A 15,832-nucleotide genomic window follows, 5' to 3' on the forward strand; every position below is an offset into this window, starting at 1 on the left:
AGTCGACAGGCTCTCTCAAAAATGCAAGCATTTTTTCGAAGGGATGCAGGCCGCTGCAGCGCACGGCGCAGCCGAAGAGACTGCGCCGCACGTTTGCGGCCTGAGCAGTGTTTTTTCCGACGCGCATGTCGCCGGAAAAAACAGATTCCACCGTATTCCGTCATCTGTGGATGACGGAACTCTGCGAGGCTCTTGCACAAAATCCGGCCTATGGACACGTTTTCGACAACCTGAGGCCCGCCGTGGGAAACTCCCACGGCGGGCCGGTTTTTGTCTTTTGCGGGCGCTGTGTGACGGAAAAATCACGACCTGTCGGCGAGGGCTTTGAGCAGGGACCGCCCGGAGACCGTCAGGGCGCAGCCGGCCCTGCCCCGGCCAAAGGTGAGGTAGCCTTGCTCCTGGAGCAGGGTGAGGAGCCACCGGAGGTGATATTCCGTGACCTGTCCTCCCCGCTGGGAAAGGGACAGGAGGAGGGCCCGGCGGCCCAGCGGCTTCTCCGCCAGCAGGAGGAGGATATCCCGTACAAGGCCCTGGTCCTCGCCTGGCCAGGGGCCGGCGGCGAGGGGGGATGGCTCCGGACGGGGACCGGCGGGGTGAGAGAGCATATAGTCCGGCAGGTGCTCCATGGTGATGACGCCGTCGGAGATGTTGGCCATATACTCCACACAGTTGCGCAGCTCGCGGATGTTGCCCTTCCAGTTGTAATCCATCAGGAAGCGCCAGACGGTGGGATCAAATTCCACAGGGTCCAGCCGCTCCTGCTGCAAAAATGCCCGGATCAGGAGGGGAATGTCGGAGCGGCGGTCCCGGAGGGGCGGGACGTTGATGATGAGGGTGTTGAGCCGGTAATAGAGGTCCAGACGAAATTCGCCGGCGTCCACCAGGGCGTTGAGGTCCCGGTTGGTGGCGGCGATGATGCGGACGTCCACGCCGATGAGCTCGCCGCTGCCCACCTTCATGATCTCCTTTTCCTCCAGGACGCGCAGGAGCTTTGCCTGGGTGGGGAGGGAGAGCTCGCCGATCTCGTCCAAAAACAGGGTGCCCTTCTGGGCCATCTGGAACAGGCCCTCCTTGCCGCCCCGCTTGGCGCCGGTGAAGGCCCCCTCGTCGTAGCCGAAGAGCTCAGATTCCAACAGAGTGGGAGGAATGGCGGCGCAGTTCATGGCGACGAAGGGGAAGCGGGCTCTGCTGGAGGCGTTGTGGATGGACTGGGCGAAGAGCTCCTTGCCGGTGCCGCTCTCGCCGATGATGAGGGTGGGCTTGTCGATCTGGGCGATCCGCCGGGCCTTTTTGACGCATTGGACCAGGGAGGGGCTGCTGCCCATGATGTCCGGGAAGGTGTACTTGGCCACATGCCCCCGCTTGGCGATCTGGCGGCGGAGGGAGGTCTCCAGATTGGTGAGCTCTGTGATGTCCTTGATGAGAAGAATGTAGAGGTCACGGCGGTGGTCCCCCTTGTTGATCTTCTCCTTGGAGACGGTCAGGCTGCGCCCCTGCTCCCGCAGGGTACACAGCCGGTTGCGGAACTCCGAGCCGGAGAGGAGGAGGGGACCCAGCTCGTTGTCCCACCGGAGCTGGCTGAGCTTTTTTCCGTAGAGGTCCGGCGGCAGACCCAAAAGCTGGACAAAGTTTTCATTGAAATTGATGATGGTCCCGCCCTGGTCATAGATGACGATGCCGTAGTCGATGCACTCCATGATGGCCTTGAGCTGGAGGATGGTGTGGGCCGAGGCGTCGTAAAAATAGGAGAGGTAGCTGTCCGGTGTGGAGATGGTGTCGCAGTAGCGGGAGATGCGCTCCTGTATGTCGCCGTCCAGGATGTTGGCCTTGACCGCGATCTCCAGCAGGGTGGTCATGGAGAGCTTGCGGCTGCCCAGATCAAAGACCTGGTCGATCCCGGCGGGAATGTCGTCCGTCGGTCCGGCGGTGATGGCCAGTTCAATTTTTTTCCCGGTCAGATTTTTGTTGCCGGGGTAGTGGATGTAGAGGTTGAGGTTGGTGACCCCGGCCATGTAGAGGGCGTTGACCGCCTGGTGGGCGGAGGAGTAGTAGTTGAAGCAGGCCAGCGCCTCGGTGCCCACCGGAAAACGCTTGAGAGCCTCCACCTTCTCCTTGGAGAAGGCGAAGTCCAGCGTGATGATGGCCGCGTCCTCCCGCACCTGCCGCCGGGCCCGGGGAAAGGAATAGGGGTTGGTGAGCAGGACGATGTCGGCCTGGGCGATCCCGCTGCTGGCGGAGAAATCGGCGCTGTCGTCCAGCTGCACGCAGGATAGGAAATTCAGACGGCCATGGAACACCTTTTCCAGCTCTGTGCGGTACATTTCCTGCACCGATTTCCGCTTGGTGACGAGAAGAAGGGTCTTCATAAGCATGCCCCCGCATAAAGTTTCTCTGCTTGAACATTGTACCTTGCATCCGGGCGGGATGCAAGGTACAATATCTTTTATGCAAAAGGGCGGACACCTCCCGACCAGCCGGTCTGGCACAGAAAGTGGCATTGGATTTGCTATATCTTCTTGGAAAGGGCTGGTCCGAGAGGAGGGCCCGCAGAAATCTGACTGAGGTGAGAGAGAATGAGAGATCAGACGGTAAAGCTGGTGGAGACCGTCCCGTTTATGGCGGGTATGACGGCGCTGGGCGGCTTCTGCAACGCCTATACCTGCATGACCAGAGGGGGCGTCTTCGCCAACGCCCACACGGCCAATATGGCCAAGGTGGGCGTCAGCGTAGCCACCGGGGACTGGACGGGCGTGTTCAACGCCATCGTCCCCATTCTGGGGTGCCTGCTGGGCGCCATTTTGTGCGAGTGCGTGAAGGGGACCGGCGGGAAAGCGGGGCCCTGGCTGCGGGGCGACTGGCACAGAAAGGCCATGCTGGCCGAGCTGCTGGCCTTTTTCGCGGTGGGCTTCATCCCCGATACGGTGCCGCACTTCTATGTAAACGCATTCATGTCCCTGGTCACGGGCTTCCAGCTGGACCTCTTCCGGACCTGGACAGGGGGCGGGCACAACACCACCATCTGCACCGGCAACCTCCGCACGATGGGGCAGCTCATCTATGCGGCGGCGGCAGGGCGCGACGCCGCTGCGGTGCGTAAAATGGGCGCTTATGCCGCGCTGCTCTGCTCCTTCATCCTGGGCGCTGCGATCAGCGCGCTGCTGTGCCTCTGGCTGGGGGTCCGGGCCAGCTGGGCGGGCTGCGTCCTCCTGGCGGTGTGGCTGCTCTGGATGTACCTGGACCAGCGGCGGGATACCGCGCCTGCGGCGGCCTGAACAGAATAAAACGGGGCGTTTTTGGGGCGATATTTTGAGCTATATCGCCTTGAAAACACCCCGTTATTCTTTTGCGGGCGGGGCGGCGGGCGGGACCTGTCTCCGGACCGAGAGAGAAAGAAACAAAATTTTGTGGGAGAGCCCCTGCAAATTCAGCGATTTTCCCGATAGGACGGGCCGGCGGCAAAGAAACTGGCACATGCCTTGCACTATGATCTGGACAGAGGGGAGCCCGGACGCAGGGGCTCCGCAAAAAAGAGGAGGAAAGAACTATGAGTGAGACCACACAGCGCAAAATCGTAAAACCCTGGCAGGCGCTGCTGATGATCGTCGTCGGCATCGCCATCATCTTCCTGGGCCTGATGGTCTTCAAGGCCAAGAACCATGTGATCCTGCTGGTGGACGGCGTCGTCATGTGCGTGATGGCCAGCTGCTTCGGCATCAAGTACGACGATCTGCAGGCGGACATCAAGTCCACCATCAGCTCCATGCTGGTGGCCATCCTGATCCTCATCGCCGTGGGCGTTCTGGTGGGCACCTGGATGATCTCCGGCACCGTGCCCATCATGATCTACTACGGCATGAAGATCCTGACCCCAGGGCTCTTCCTGCCCATCACCTGCATCGTCTGCACCATCATGTCCTCGATGGCCGGCACCTCCTGGGGCACCCTGGCCACCGTGGGCGTGGCCTTCATGGGCGTGGCCCAGGGGCTGGGCGTGCCGCTGCCTGTCACCGCCGGCGCCATCTGCGTGGGCGCCTTCTTCGGCGACAAGATCTCCCCCCTGTCCGACTCCCCCGTCCTGGTGTCCAGCGTCACCGACGTGCCCCTGATGGATGGCATCAAGCACGCCCTGATCTCCACCGGGCCCGCCTGGCTCATCTCGGTGATCTTCCTGACGGTCTACGGCCTGCGCTTCAGCAGCGGCACCGTGGGCGGCGAGGTCTATGACGCAATCATGAGCACCGTCACCACCAGCTTCAACCTCAATCCCCTGCTCCTGCTGCCCCCCGTGGTGGTGGTGGTCCTCATCGTCCTGAAAAAGCCCACCCTGCCCACCTTCACCGCCGGCATTGTCGTGGGCGCCATTCTGGCCGTGGTCTTCCAGGGCGCGCCCCTGATCCAGGCCGCCGACGGGGCCCAGAGCGTCTTCATGGCCATGTACGAGGGCTATAAGGGCGACACCGGCAACGAGGTCGTCAACAGCATGATCCAGCGCGGCGGCCTCACCAGCATGCTCAACACCATCGGCCTGCTGATCTCCGCCGGTGTCTTCGGAGCTCCCCTGCGCACCGCCGGCGTGGTGGACATCCTGCTGGACTTCGTCCGCAAAGTGGCCCGCAACGGCAAAGTCATGGCCACCGGCGTCCTCGCCCTCCACGGCGTCTTCTTCACCATCACCGGCGCCTACTATGTCTCTTATCCCGTGGTGGGCTCCATGGTGAAGGATATGTTCCCGGAGTACGGCCTGGACAAGAAGAACCTCATGCGCATCATGCTGGACACCGGCACCGGCCTTGCGCCCCTGGTGCCCTGGGCTACCACCGGCGCCTATGTGGCCAGCACCCTCGGCGTGGACAATATGACCCTGGCCCCCTTTGCCCCCATGCTCTGGCTGTCCATCGTGATCTCGATTGTCATGGGCCTGACCGGCATCGGCATGGCCAAGCTCAAAGATCAGAAAACCGCCCGCTGACAAAAGGAGGATATTTCTGTGGAAAAGATCATCAAACGCTGGTATGATATGATCCGCATCAACTCGGTCAACGGCCACGAGGTGAATCTGGCCGACTATGTGGCCAAGGAACTGCGGGCCATGAACCTGGAGCCCCATTACAGCTACTTCCCCGAGGATCGGGAGGAGAAGGTCCGCCCCTCCATCTGGACCGTTCTGGACAGCGGCAAGCCGGGAAAGACCGTCATGCTCATCGGCCACATCGATACCGTGGCCGTGGCCAGCGGCTGGAACACCGACCCCTTTACCCCCACCGAGGACGGGGACAAGGTCCACGGCCTGGGCGCCATGGACATGAAGGGCGGCCTGGCGGCCATCCTGGAGACCCTGGAGTATTACTCCCAGCACAAGGAGGAGTTCACCGGAAGCATCGAAGCCTGCTTCGTCTCCGATGAGGAGGGCCTCTCCAAGGGCACCTATCAGCTGGTGGAGGAGGGCATCACCGCCGACTACGCCATCATGGCCGAGTGCCGCTACGACAATGTGGCCATCGGCTTCCGGGGCCGGTACAGCTTTGAGGTCACCGTCCACGGCGTGGCCGCCCATGCCAGCCACTATCCCGCCGTGGGCGAGAACGCCCTCATCACCGGCGGAAAGCTGGCCGCCGCCATCGAGGCCCTGCCCACTCTCACCCACCCCAACCTGAAGCACGGGACCTGGTGCGTGCGGTACATGGAGGGCGGCAACGCCGGGACCCTGGTGGTGCCGGAGAGCTGCTACCTCTTTGTGGACCGGTATGTGGTCCCCGGCGAGACCGAGGCCACCTGCATCGAGCAGATGATGGGCGCGGCCCGGGAGCTGGGCCTGGAGGGCAAGGTGGACATCCGCCTCAAGCCCCGCTCCTCCCCCTATATGCAGTCCTTCGCCCTGGAGCCCGACGACTTCCTGGTCACCACCCTCCAGTCCAAGTTCAAGGAGGTCACCGGCGGCGACCTCCCCGTGGCCTACGACCCCTCCGTCTGCGACTCCAACATCCTGGCCGTCTCCCTGGGCATCCCCACCGTCACCTTCGGCCCCTCCGGCGGCGGCATGCACGCGGCCAACGAGTACGGCCACCCCTGGCAGGTGAAAAACTGCGCCGAGATCTATAAGCGCACCGTGGCCGAGCTGCTGAAATAACAGCAAAAGCAACGAAACTGAGCCCGCCGGCGCAGCCCTTTGGGCGCGCCGGCGGGCTTGCATTTTGGACGCAGGATATGGTATAACAGCAGTACGAGCCGCCGGAAGGGCGGAGAAAGGACGGAATGACCATGTTATTTGTGTGGTATCCTAAGTGCAGCACCTGTCAGAAGGCCAAAAAGTGGCTGGACGCCCACGGCGCCGCCGCTGAGGTCCGGGACATCAAGACCCAGCCCCCCACGGCGGAGGAGCTGCGGGCCTGGTGGACCGCCTCCGGTCTGCCCCTCAAGAAGTTCTTCAACACCAGCGGCCAGAGCTATAAGGCGCTGGGCTTGAAGGACCGGCTCCCCGCTATGGGGGAGGAGGAGCAGCTTGCCCTGCTGGCCGGGGACGGCATGCTGGTCAAGCGGCCCATCCTGGTGGATGGGGACCGGGTGCTGGTGGGCTTCCAGGAGGAGGCGTGGACCGCTTTCCTGGGCTGAGGGCTCAACCGGGCAGGCGCTCCTCCAGCCAGGCCAGGAGGTCGGAGAAGACCTCCGCCCGGTTGAGCTCGTTGAGGAGCTCGTGCCGGGCGTCGGGGTAGAGCTTCACCGTCAGGTCCTGGCAGCCGGCCCGGCGGAAGAAGCCGGCCACCTTCTCCACCCCCTTGCCCCGGGCCCCCACCGGGTCGGCGTCCCCGGAGAAGAGCCCCACCGGGGTCCTGGGGTCCATCCGGGACAGATTTTTGGGATTGGCGATCCGCTGGAGGCCGCCCATCATGTCCCGGAACATGCCCACAGTGGGGACGAACCGGCACAGGGGGTCGGAGACGTAGGCGTCCACGGCGGCGGTGTCCCGGCTGATCCAGTCGGCGTTTGTGCGGGTGGGACGGAACTGGGCGTTGTACGCCCCCAGGGAGAGGGCCGTGACCAGGGGGCTGTGGTAGCGGCCACCGCGCAGGCGGCACAGCGCGCCGGAGAGGGCCTTGCCAAAGGCCACCAGAGCAGGGGACTCCTGACCAGTGCCCAGGAGCAGGCAGCCGTCCACGGTGCCGGGGTGCTCGATGAGGTAGGTCCGGGACACAAAAGAGCCCATGGAGTGCCCCAGCAGGAAGTGGGGCAGGCCGGGGAACCGGCGGTCCATCTGATCGTGGAGGGACTTGACGTCCCGGACCAGGTAATCCCAGCCGTTCCGGGCGCTGAAATAGCCATATTCGCTCCGATCCCTGGCGGTGCCGCCGTGGCCCAGATGGTCGTGGCCGGCCACGGCAAAGCCGTGCTCGGCGAGGAAGCGGGCGAAGGGGTCATACCGCCCCATATATTCTGAAATGCCGTGGACCAGCTGGACCATGGCCCGGGGGGGCTGGTCCTGGGGGAGCCACCAGATGCCGTGGACCTGATGCTCGCCGTCGCTGGAGGGAAAATAAAATTCCTCCCGTAAGACCATAGCAGTCACGCTCCTTTTGTGATAAAATGGCTCTGTCCTGATTTGGCCGGACGCATCCGTCCTGCCGTACCCAAAGTTTAGACCAAGACGCCCCCGCCGTCAATAGCCTGGCCGGGCTGCCTGGCAGAAAGGATCTGATCCCAAATGAATGTGACCGAGCGTTTTTTGCGATATGTCTCCTATGATACCCAGTCCAGCGAGGACTCCGACACCGTACCCACCACGGAAAAGCAGAAGGTCCTGGGGGCCGCCCTGGCCCAGGAGCTCTCCGAGCTGGGGCTTCACGGGGCCCGGATGGACGAGTACGGCTATGTCTACGGCTGGCTCCCCGCCACCGTGGGCTGCGAGGGGGTCCCCTGCGTGGGGCTCATCGCCCATATGGACACCGCCCCCTCCGCCCCAGGCGCCAACGTCAACCCCCGGGTGGTCCGCTACGAGGGCGGGGACATCCCCCTCTCCGACTCTGTGACCATGCGGGCGTCCGAGTTCCCCAGCCTGGCCCGCTATGTGGGACAGGACCTCATCGTCACCGACGGCACCACCCTGCTGGGCGCCGACGACAAGGCCGGCGTGGCGGAGATCTTCACCGCTGTGGAATACCTGGCGGCCCACCCCGAACTCCCCCATGGCCGCATTGCCGTGGCCATCACCCCCGACGAGGAGGTGGGGAGCGGAGCCGACCACTTCGATGTGGAGGGCTTCGGCGCTGCCGCGGCCTACACCGTGGACGGCGGCGAGCTGGGCGAGCTGGAGTATGAAAACTTCAACGCCGCCTCCGCCAAAGTGACGGTCCGGGGCTTCAACATCCATCCCGGCTCCGCCAAGGACAAAATGCGCAACGCCAGCCTGATGGCCATGGAGTTTGTGGGGATGTTGCCCCCGGCGGAGACCCCCGCCCACACCGAGGGCTACGAAGGCTTTTACCACCTGTGCCACATGGAGGGCGACGAGACGGAGGCCCGGCTGGACTTCATCATCCGGGACCATGACCGGGAGCGGTTTGAGACCCGGAAGGAGCGGATGAACCTCATCGCCGCCTACCTCAACGAAAAATATGGGTCCACCACCGTGCAGGTGGAGCTGAAGGATTCCTACTACAATATGAAGGCCCAGATCGAGCCCCACATGTACCTGATCCACCGGGCCAGAGCCGCCTTTGCCAAGGTGGGCGTGGAGGCGGTGGAGGTGCCCATCCGGGGCGGTACCGACGGCGCCCGGCTGTCCTATATGGGGCTGCCCTGCCCCAACCTGTCCACCGGCGGCGCCAACTTCCACGGCATCATGGAGTATATCCCCGTCCAGTCCATGGAGAAGATGGTCCAGGTCCTGGTGGAGCTGGTCACCGAGCAGAAATAAACCGGACCCAACGCCCTGACAGGGGTTGGCCCGGTCCCCGACAGAAAAGCAAACGGACCCCCGCGCAGGCAGGAGCTGCCGCGCGGGGGTCCGTTTTTGTGTTGTGTGGGATGCCGGCGATGCTCAGCTCCGTTTGGGAAGGACGATCTCGGGCATGAGCTCGTCGGAGATGATGTCCAGCATCTCCTCGATCCGGGCCACGTCCTCCGCCGGGAAGCGGGCCTTGATCCGGTCCATCACAGTGGAGAGATAGCCGTAGCTGATGTTGTAGTAGTCGATGTACTTCTGGGTGACCACCAGATGGTACTCCCGCTTGTCCGTCTCAGACTGCTCCTTACGGACATACCCCTTCTGGATCAGGTTGTTGATCTTATAGGCGGCATTGGGCGGAGAGATGCCCACAAAGCTGGAGAACTCATTGACGGTGGGCTCCCCCAGAGCCATGATGATCTCCATGCAGAAGGTCTCCACGGTGGTCAGGCTGGCCTCCCGCTTCTGGAAGCGCCCGAATACCGAGCGGTAAAAATGAAGCTTGAATTTGGTATACACGTCATTGAACGCCTGTTCCAGCATGCTCTTCCCCTCCAAAACGGCGGTATTTCCGCGTGCGTCTGCCGCGCACGCAGGCTTCTCTTCTATATCCTACCTGAGATCCGCCGTTTTGGCAATGGGTCAGCTGCCGACAGCGAAGGTGAGCTCGCCCTGGGCGGCCACCTTCCCGTCCACCTTGGCCACCGCTTTGCCGAAGCCGATGGGGCCCCGGCGCTCGATGAGCTCGCAGGAGAGCTCCAGCACGTCGCCGGGCCGGACCTGCTTTTTGAACCGGGCGTTCTTGATCCCGCCGAAGAAGGCCAGCTTCCCCTTGTTCTCCGGCAGGGAGAGGATGGCCACCGCCCCCACCTGGGCCAGGGCCTCGATGATGAGCACGCCGGGCATCACCCGGTACTGGGGGAAATGGCCCATGAAAAAGGGCTCGTTGACGGTGACGGCCTTGATGCCCTTGGCCCACGCGCCGGGAACGAAGTCGGTGATCCTGTCCACCAGCAGGAAGGGGGGGCGGTGGGGGATGATCTCCTGGATCTCTTCAATGTTCAGCTCCACAGTCTCAACCCTCCCATCTCTTGAGCAGGATACTGGCGTTGTGGCCGCCGAAGCCCAGGGAGTTGGACATGGCGTACCGGAGGTCGGCGGCCCGGCCCTCGTTGGGCACGATGTCCAGGTCACAGGCGAGGTCGGGCTCACGGTAGCCGATGGTGGGGGGCAGGAAGCCCTCCAGCAGAGCCTGGGCGGTGAAGACGGCCTCGGCTGCGCCGGCGGCCCCCAGCATGTGGCCGGTCATGGACTTGGTGGAGCTCACCGCCAGGTGGTAGGCATGGTCGCCGAAGGCCGTCTTGATGGCCTGGGTCTCGCAGGCGTCGTTCATGGGGGTGGAGGTGCCGTGGGCGTTGATGTAGCCCACCTCCTCCGGCGCCACGCCGGCGTCCGCCAGGGCCATGGACATGGCCTTGGCCCCCTCAGCCCCGCCGGGGGCGGGGGCGGTGATGTGGTAGGCGTCGCAGGTGGCGCCGTAGCCCACCGCCTCGCCCAGGATGACGGCCCCACGGGCTCTGGCGTGCTCCAGCTCCTCCAGGACCAGTACGCCGGCCCCCTCGCCCATGACGAAGCCGCTGCGGCGGGCGTCAAAGGGGATGGAGGCGGCGGCGGGATCGTCGCCGATGTGGAGGGCGTGCATGGAGGTGAAGCCTCCCATAGCCAGCTCCGTGATGACAGCCTCGGCCCCGCCGCACAGGACCACGTCGGCATAGCCGTCCCGGATCTGGCGCAGAGCGTCGCCCACGGCGTTGGTGCCGCCGGCGCAGGCGGTGGTGGGACAGGAGGCCATGCCCTTGAGCCCGTAGCGGATGGCGATGTGGGCGGCGGCCATGTTGCCGATGGACATGGGGATGAAGAAGGGGGAGATCTTGTCATAGCCCTTCTGCTCGCCCTTGGCGGTCTCGTGCTGGAGGGTATAGAGCCCGCCGATGCCGGCGGAGAGGATGACCCCACAGCGGTAGGGGTCCTCGCCGGCGAAGTCCAGGCCGCTCTGCTCCACCGCCTCCCGGGCGGCGGCCAGGGCGAACTGGGCAAACCGGTCCACCTTCCGGGCCTCCCGCTTCTCCATGTAGTTGGCCGGGTCAAAGCCCTTGACCTCGCCGGCCAGCTTGGCCTTCATGCTGGAGGCGTCATAGAGGGTGATGGGGCCGATGCCGCACTTGCCGGCCTTCACGGCCTCCCAGCTCTCGGCGGCGGTGAGCCCCACAGGGGTCACCGCCCCCAGGCCGGTGATGACGACCCGTCTTCTTTCCATCTCTTGCACTCCTCCCTTATACCGCCATGCCGCCGTCCACGCACAGGACCTGGCCCGTGATGTAGGCGGCGTCGTCCCCGGCGAAGAAGGCCACGGCCTTGGCCACGTCCTCGGCCTGGCCCAGCCGCCCCATGGGGATGGCGGTCAGCATGGCCTCCCGGGCCTTCTCGGGCAGGGCGGCCGTCATATCGGTGTCGATAAAGCCGGGGGCCACCGCATTGACGGTGACGTTCCGGGCGGCCAGCTCCTTGGCCATGGACTTTGTAAGGCCGATGAGACCGGCCTTGCTGGCGGCATAGTTGGCCTGTCCGGCGTTGCCCCGGAGGCCCACGATGCTGGAGAGGTTGACCACCCGGCCATACTTCTGCTTCATCATGGGGCGGTAGACCGCCTTCATGCAGTGGAAGGCCCCCTTCAGGTTGGTGTCCAGCACGGCGTCCCAGTCAGCCTCCTTCATCATGGGCATGAGGCCGTCCCGGGTGACGCCGGCGTTGTTGACCAGAATGTCCAGCCGACCGAAGCGGGCGAGGACCTCCTTCACCATGGCCTCGCAGGCGGCGGCGTCGGCCACGTCGGCCCGGAGGGCGAAAGCCTCCGCCCCCAGAGCGGCGCAGGCGCCCACCGTCTCCTCTGCGGCGGCGGCATTCCCGGCGTAATTTACGGCGACCCGGGCACCCTGGCGGGCCAGCTCCAGGCAGACCGCCCGGCCAATCCCGCGGCTGCCGCCGGTCACCAGGGCGCATTTACCCTGTAAGCTCATCTCTTATGCTCCTTTCAGGGCGGCCACCGCCGCCTCCAGGTCCTCCGCCGTCTCCACGGCGCAGGTGGTGATGCTCTTGTCTGTCTTCTTGACAAAGCCGCTCAGGGCCTTGCCCGGGCCGATCTCCAGGATGGTGTCCACCCCGTGGGCGGCCATGTTGCGGATGGTGTCCTCCATATGGACGCTGCTCTGGACCTGCCGGACCAGCAGACCGGGGATGGTGTCCCCCTGGCCCATCACGTCGCCCTTGCAGTTGAAGAGGACGGGACAGCGCATGGGGGCAAATTCCACGGTGCGGAACCGCTCCTCCAGGGCCTCCCCGGCGGGGGCCATGAGGGAGGTGTGGAAGGGGCCGCTCACCTTCAGGGGCAGGACCCGCCTGGCACCGTGCTCCTTGGCCAGGCGGCTGGCCTCGGCCACGGCGGCGGCGTCGCCGCCGATGACGATCTGGCCGGGACAGTTGAGGTTGGCGATCTCGACCACGCCCAGGTGGGCGGCGGCGTCGCAGCACTTCTGGAGCGTCTCCCGCTCCAGCATGAGGACGGCGGCCATGGCGCTGGGCCGGTCCTTTACGGCCCCGGCCATGGCCTTGCCGCGGAAGGCCACCAGCTCCACGGCCTGCTCCGGGGTGAGGACCCCGGCGGCGCACAGGGCGGAGTACTCGCCCAGGCTCAGGCCGGCGGTCATGGCGGGCCGGACGCCCTTTTCATAGAGGACGGCGGTGACGCCGGCGGCAAAGGCCACCATGCAGGGCTGGGTGTACTGGGTCTGGCTCAGGACCTCGTCGGGTCCCTCAAAGCACAGCTTTTTGAGGTCAAAATCCACCTTGGCGGCGTCCAGCACCGCCCGGAAGGCGGGATAGGTCTCGTAGAGGTCCCGGCCCATGCCCGCGTGCTGGGTGCCCTGACCGGCGTAGAGAAAGGCCAGCTTCATCAAAAGCCCTCCTTTTCCATGCGCTCCAGGACGCCCCGGCAGCCCCCGCACAGCTCCTCCAGGATGGCCCGGAGGGGGCGGACCTCATGGAGCATACCGGCCACCTGGCCGGCCATGAGACTGCCGGACTTGACGTCGCCCTCAAAGACGGCCCGGCGCAGGGCCCCCAGGGTGAATTCCTCCAGCTCCAGCTTGTCGGCACCCTCCTTCTCCTTGGCGATGTAGGTCTTGGCCATGGGGTTTTTGAGGATGCGCACCGGGGTGCCGCCGATGCGGCCAGTGACCACGGTGCCGCTGTCCTTGGCCTTGAGGACGGCTGCCTTGTAATTTTCGTGGATGGGGCACTCCTCGCTGACCAGCAGACAGGTGCCCACCTGGGCGCCGCAGGCCCCCAGGGCAAAGGCGGCCACCAGCTGGCGGCTGTCGGCGATGCCGCCGGCGGCCACCACCGGGAGGTCCACCGCGTCCCGGACCTGGGGGACCAGGGCCATGGTGGTGAGCTCGCCCACGTGGCCGCCGGACTCGGTGCCCTCGGCGATGACGCCGTCGGCCCCCGCCCGGGCCACCAGCTTGGCCAGGGCCACCACGGAGACCACGGGGAAGACCTTGGCCCCCGCCTCCTTCCACATGGGGATGTAAGAGGCCGGGTTCCCGGCCCCGGTGGTGATGAAGGGGACCCGCTCCTCGGCGGCGATTTGGGCCATCTCTCTGGCCTGGGGGTGCATGAGCATGATGTTCACGCCAAAGGGCTTGTGGGTGAGGGTGCGGCACTTGCGGATGTTTTCCCGAAAGGTGTCGGCGTCCATGCCCCCCGCGCCAATGAGGCCCATGGCCCCGGCGTTGGAGACGGCGGCGGCGAATTCGCCGGTGGCGATGTTGGCCATGCCGCCCTGGATGATGGGGAATTCCGTCCCCAGGATCTCGTTCAATTTCATCGTGATGACCGTCCTTACTCTCTTGATGGCAGCCGGTACCGGCCTGCCCTTGTTACCACTCCAGCAGGACTCCGCCCCAGGTGAGCCCCGCGCCGAAGCCGACGCAGAGGACCTTTTGGCCCCGCCTGAGCAGGCCCTGCTCCGCCATTTCGTCCAGGGCGATGGGAATGCTGGCCGCCGAGGTGTTTCCATAGCGCATCATGTTCTGGTAGAACTTCTCATTGGGCGCCTTCAGCTTCTTGGCCACATGGTCGATGATGCGCTTGTTGGCCTGGTGGGGCACGAACCAGTCGATGTCCTCCAGGGCCAGGCCGGTCTCCTCCAGCAGGACATGGACGCAGTGGGGCACCGCCTCTACGGCGAAGCGGAAGACCTTTTGTCCGTCCATGCGGATGCAGGGGGGCTGGGGGCCGGGGCCGGCAATGAAGATGGCCTCGGCGTCCCCCCGCGCCCCCAGGGTGCAGGCATAGGGGCCCCCCTCCGCCAGCGTCACCACGGCGGCTCCGGCGCCGTCGCCGAAGAGGACGCAGGTGCCCCGGTCGGTAAAGTCGGTGATACGGCTGAGGGCCTCCGCTCCGACGATCAGGGCGTAGGGGCGCTCGCTCTGGAGCAGAAGGCCCCGGGCCACCTGGAGGGCGTAGATAAAGCCGGTGCAGCCCACATTCATATCAAAGCAGGGAATGTCCTCGGGGAGACCCAGCCGCTGCTGCAACAGGCAGGCGCTGGTGGGGGCGGAGGTGTCGGGGGTGACGGTGGCCACGATGCAGGCGCACAGGCCCCTGGGGTCCACCTTTCCCCGCTCCAGCGCCCTCTGGGCCGCCAGCCCGGCCAGGTCGGTCTGGGTCTCCCTCTCACAGAAGTGCCGGGCCCGGATGCCGGTCCGGCTGGCGATCCACTCGTCGCTGGTCTCCACCAGGCGGCTCATATCGTCGTTGGTGACCACCCTGGCGGGCAGGGCCCGGCCGGTGGACGCGATCTTCAATCCCTTCATAGGCCCTCCTTCCGAACGTGCGGCCTGCCCATTCCACGGAATTTCTCATAGCGCCGCCGGGCGAAGTCCCCCTCCCGGACCACCCGGTCCAGGGCCCGGGACAGGGCCCGGTCCACCGCCACAAAGACCGCTTGGGGATTTTCGTGGGCACCCCCTGGCGGCTCCGGGATGACCTCGTCGGCCACCCCCAGCGCCACCAGGTCACGGGCGGTGAGCTTCATGAGCTCGGCGGCCTCCCCGGACCGGGCGGAGTCCTTCCACAGGATGGACGCAAAGCCCTCCGGGGAGAGGACGGAATAGACGGCATTTTCCAGCATGAGCACCCGGTTGGCCACTGCCAGGGCCAGGGCCCCGCCGCTGCCCCCCTCGCCGGTGACGACGGTGACCACCGGCACGTCCAGGGCGCTCATGAGGGACAGGGTGGAGGCGATGGCCTCTCCCTGTCCCCGGGCCTCGGCCTCCAGACCGGGGTAGGCCCCAGGGGTGTCCACAAAGGTGATGACGGGCCGGCGGAATTTCTCGGCCTGGCGCATAAGGCGCTGGGCCTTCCGGTAGCCCTCCGGCCCCGGCATGCCGAAGTTGCAGGCCATGTTCTCCTGGAGGGTCTTGCCCTTCCGGTGGCCGATGACGGTGACCGGATGGCCCTTGTAGAGGGCCACGCCCCCCAGGATGGCAGGGTCCTCCCGGCACTGCCGGTCCCCCTTACAGGGGAAAAAGTCGGTGAACAGGGCGGAGATATAGTCCGCCGTGCCGGGGCGTCCGGCGTGGCGGGCCAGGGTCACCCGCTCCGCTGCAGTGATCTCAGCCATGGTCCTTGCCTCCTATTACAATAAATTTGGACAGGAAAGCCGGGCAGCCAGTCCGGCTTTCCCTCCATCTCGAGCCTAAGCTACAATAAGGGGAGCAACTGGCTGACCCTTGCCTCCTTGGGCTTTTATGTCCGTTGGAAAGACTGTTA

General features: G+C 65.2%; 15 protein-coding genes. 5 read left to right on the forward strand and 10 right to left on the reverse strand.

From position 1 onward, the window contains the following. Positions 1–302 precede the first annotated feature (302 nt). Positions 303–2,366 carry a sigma 54-interacting transcriptional regulator gene (locus Q0Y09_RS06145; RefSeq protein WP_297719162.1) on the reverse strand — a complete coding sequence of 688 codons (2,064 nt, stop codon included), beginning with the start codon at positions 2,364–2,366 and terminating at the stop codon, positions 303–305. 207 nt (positions 2,367–2,573) lie between these two features. Here Q0Y09_RS06145 and Q0Y09_RS06150 point away from each other — a divergent pair, with 207 nt between their 5' ends. The 4 genes from Q0Y09_RS06150 to Q0Y09_RS06165 all read left to right on the forward strand — a co-directional run bounded on the left by Q0Y09_RS06150 (position 2,574) and on the right by Q0Y09_RS06165 (position 6,609). Then, a complete protein-coding gene (locus tag Q0Y09_RS06150; RefSeq protein WP_297719165.1) occupies positions 2,574–3,272 on the forward strand; it encodes a YoaK family protein in 699 nt (232 codons plus the stop codon). A gap of 272 nt (positions 3,273–3,544) precedes the next feature. Continuing rightward, positions 3,545–4,969, forward strand: a complete 1,425-nt coding sequence (gene nhaC, locus Q0Y09_RS06155) for a Na+/H+ antiporter NhaC (RefSeq protein WP_297719168.1) — start codon at positions 3,545–3,547, stop codon at positions 4,967–4,969. 18 nt (positions 4,970–4,987) lie between these two features. After that, positions 4,988–6,127, forward strand: coding sequence for a M20/M25/M40 family metallo-hydrolase (locus tag Q0Y09_RS06160; protein ID WP_297719171.1), 1,140 nt, complete (start codon positions 4,988–4,990; stop codon positions 6,125–6,127). A 131-nt stretch (positions 6,128–6,258) separates the two neighbouring features. After that, the gene (locus Q0Y09_RS06165; protein WP_297719203.1) at positions 6,259–6,609 is read left to right on the forward strand and encodes an arsenate reductase family protein; all 351 of its coding nucleotides are present in this window, start codon (positions 6,259–6,261) and stop codon (positions 6,607–6,609) included. A 4-nt stretch (positions 6,610–6,613) separates the two neighbouring features. Here Q0Y09_RS06165 and Q0Y09_RS06170 read toward each other — a convergent pair whose 3' ends face one another. Next, positions 6,614–7,552: an alpha/beta hydrolase gene (locus Q0Y09_RS06170; protein WP_297719174.1), complete on the reverse strand. Its 939-nt coding sequence runs from the start codon at positions 7,550–7,552 to the stop codon at positions 6,614–6,616. 144 nt (positions 7,553–7,696) lie between these two features. Between Q0Y09_RS06170 and pepT the strand changes: the two genes are divergently transcribed. Further along, positions 7,697–8,908: a peptidase T gene (pepT, locus tag Q0Y09_RS06175; RefSeq protein ID WP_297719177.1), complete on the forward strand. Its 1,212-nt coding sequence runs from the start codon at positions 7,697–7,699 to the stop codon at positions 8,906–8,908. Positions 8,909–9,031: 123 nt separating this feature from the next. Here pepT and Q0Y09_RS06180 read toward each other — a convergent pair whose 3' ends face one another. From Q0Y09_RS06180 to Q0Y09_RS06215, 8 genes are all read right to left on the reverse strand, one after another. After that, complete coding sequence (locus tag Q0Y09_RS06180) at positions 9,032–9,481, reverse strand: MarR family transcriptional regulator (protein WP_297719180.1); 450 nt, start codon at positions 9,479–9,481, stop codon at positions 9,032–9,034. Positions 9,482–9,580: 99 nt separating this feature from the next. Continuing rightward, positions 9,581–10,009, reverse strand: coding sequence for a 3-hydroxyacyl-ACP dehydratase FabZ (fabZ, locus tag Q0Y09_RS06185; protein ID WP_297719183.1), 429 nt, complete (start codon positions 10,007–10,009; stop codon positions 9,581–9,583). Between the two features lie 4 nt (positions 10,010–10,013). Beyond that, positions 10,014–11,255 (reverse strand): beta-ketoacyl-ACP synthase II, encoded by a 1,242-nt coding sequence (gene fabF, locus Q0Y09_RS06190; protein ID WP_297719186.1) that lies wholly within the window; start codon positions 11,253–11,255, stop codon positions 10,014–10,016. A gap of 16 nt (positions 11,256–11,271) precedes the next feature. Beyond that, positions 11,272–12,015, reverse strand: a complete 744-nt coding sequence (gene fabG, locus Q0Y09_RS06195; RefSeq protein WP_297719189.1) for a 3-oxoacyl-[acyl-carrier-protein] reductase — start codon at positions 12,013–12,015, stop codon at positions 11,272–11,274. A 3-nt stretch (positions 12,016–12,018) separates the two neighbouring features. Next, positions 12,019–12,948, reverse strand: a complete 930-nt coding sequence (gene fabD / locus Q0Y09_RS06200) for an ACP S-malonyltransferase (protein WP_297719192.1) — start codon at positions 12,946–12,948, stop codon at positions 12,019–12,021. Continuing rightward, positions 12,948–13,883: a nitronate monooxygenase gene (locus Q0Y09_RS06205; protein WP_297719194.1), complete on the reverse strand. Its 936-nt coding sequence runs from the start codon at positions 13,881–13,883 to the stop codon at positions 12,948–12,950. The genes fabD and Q0Y09_RS06205 overlap by 1 nt, the downstream gene beginning before the upstream one ends. Positions 13,884–13,935: 52 nt before the next feature. Next, positions 13,936–14,874 (reverse strand): beta-ketoacyl-ACP synthase III, encoded by a 939-nt coding sequence (locus Q0Y09_RS06210; protein ID WP_297719197.1) that lies wholly within the window; start codon positions 14,872–14,874, stop codon positions 13,936–13,938. Then, positions 14,871–15,683 carry an acetyl-CoA carboxylase carboxyltransferase subunit alpha gene (locus Q0Y09_RS06215; protein WP_297719200.1) on the reverse strand — a complete coding sequence of 271 codons (813 nt, stop codon included), beginning with the start codon at positions 15,681–15,683 and terminating at the stop codon, positions 14,871–14,873. Before Q0Y09_RS06215 ends, Q0Y09_RS06210 begins: the two co-directional genes overlap by 4 nt. Between the last annotated feature and the right edge of the window lie 149 nt (positions 15,684–15,832).

The sequence above is a fragment of the Intestinimonas sp. genome (assembly GCF_026169115.1).
In the GTDB taxonomy this organism is placed as follows: Bacteria; Bacillota; Clostridia; order Oscillospirales; family Oscillospiraceae; genus Intestinimonas.

What these genes read in the sequence shown, in the direction of transcription:
- Q0Y09_RS06180 (WP_297719180.1), bottom strand. Translation starts at nt 9,481, where the DNA reads ATGCTGGAACAGGCGTTCAATGACGTGTATACCAAATTCAAGCTTCAT.
- Q0Y09_RS06165 (WP_297719203.1), top strand. Translation starts at nt 6,259, where the DNA reads ATGTTATTTGTGTGGTATCCTAAGTGCAGCACCTGTCAGAAGGCCAAA.
- Q0Y09_RS06170 (WP_297719174.1), bottom strand. Translation starts at nt 7,552, where the DNA reads ATGGTCTTACGGGAGGAATTTTATTTTCCCTCCAGCGACGGCGAGCAT.
- Q0Y09_RS06145 (WP_297719162.1), bottom strand. Translation starts at nt 2,366, where the DNA reads ATGAAGACCCTTCTTCTCGTCACCAAGCGGAAATCGGTGCAGGAAATG.
- Q0Y09_RS06205 (WP_297719194.1), bottom strand. Translation starts at nt 13,883, where the DNA reads ATGAAATTGAACGAGATCCTGGGGACGGAATTCCCCATCATCCAGGGC.
- Q0Y09_RS06215 (WP_297719200.1), bottom strand. Translation starts at nt 15,683, where the DNA reads ATGGCTGAGATCACTGCAGCGGAGCGGGTGACCCTGGCCCGCCACGCC.
- Q0Y09_RS06210 (WP_297719197.1), bottom strand. Translation starts at nt 14,874, where the DNA reads ATGAAGGGATTGAAGATCGCGTCCACCGGCCGGGCCCTGCCCGCCAGG.
- fabF (WP_297719186.1), bottom strand. Translation starts at nt 11,255, where the DNA reads ATGGAAAGAAGACGGGTCGTCATCACCGGCCTGGGGGCGGTGACCCCT.
- nhaC (WP_297719168.1), top strand. Translation starts at nt 3,545, where the DNA reads ATGAGTGAGACCACACAGCGCAAAATCGTAAAACCCTGGCAGGCGCTG.
- pepT (WP_297719177.1), top strand. Translation starts at nt 7,697, where the DNA reads ATGAATGTGACCGAGCGTTTTTTGCGATATGTCTCCTATGATACCCAG.
- Q0Y09_RS06150 (WP_297719165.1), top strand. Translation starts at nt 2,574, where the DNA reads ATGAGAGATCAGACGGTAAAGCTGGTGGAGACCGTCCCGTTTATGGCG.
- fabG (WP_297719189.1), bottom strand. Translation starts at nt 12,015, where the DNA reads ATGAGCTTACAGGGTAAATGCGCCCTGGTGACCGGCGGCAGCCGCGGG.
- fabD (WP_297719192.1), bottom strand. Translation starts at nt 12,948, where the DNA reads ATGAAGCTGGCCTTTCTCTACGCCGGTCAGGGCACCCAGCACGCGGGC.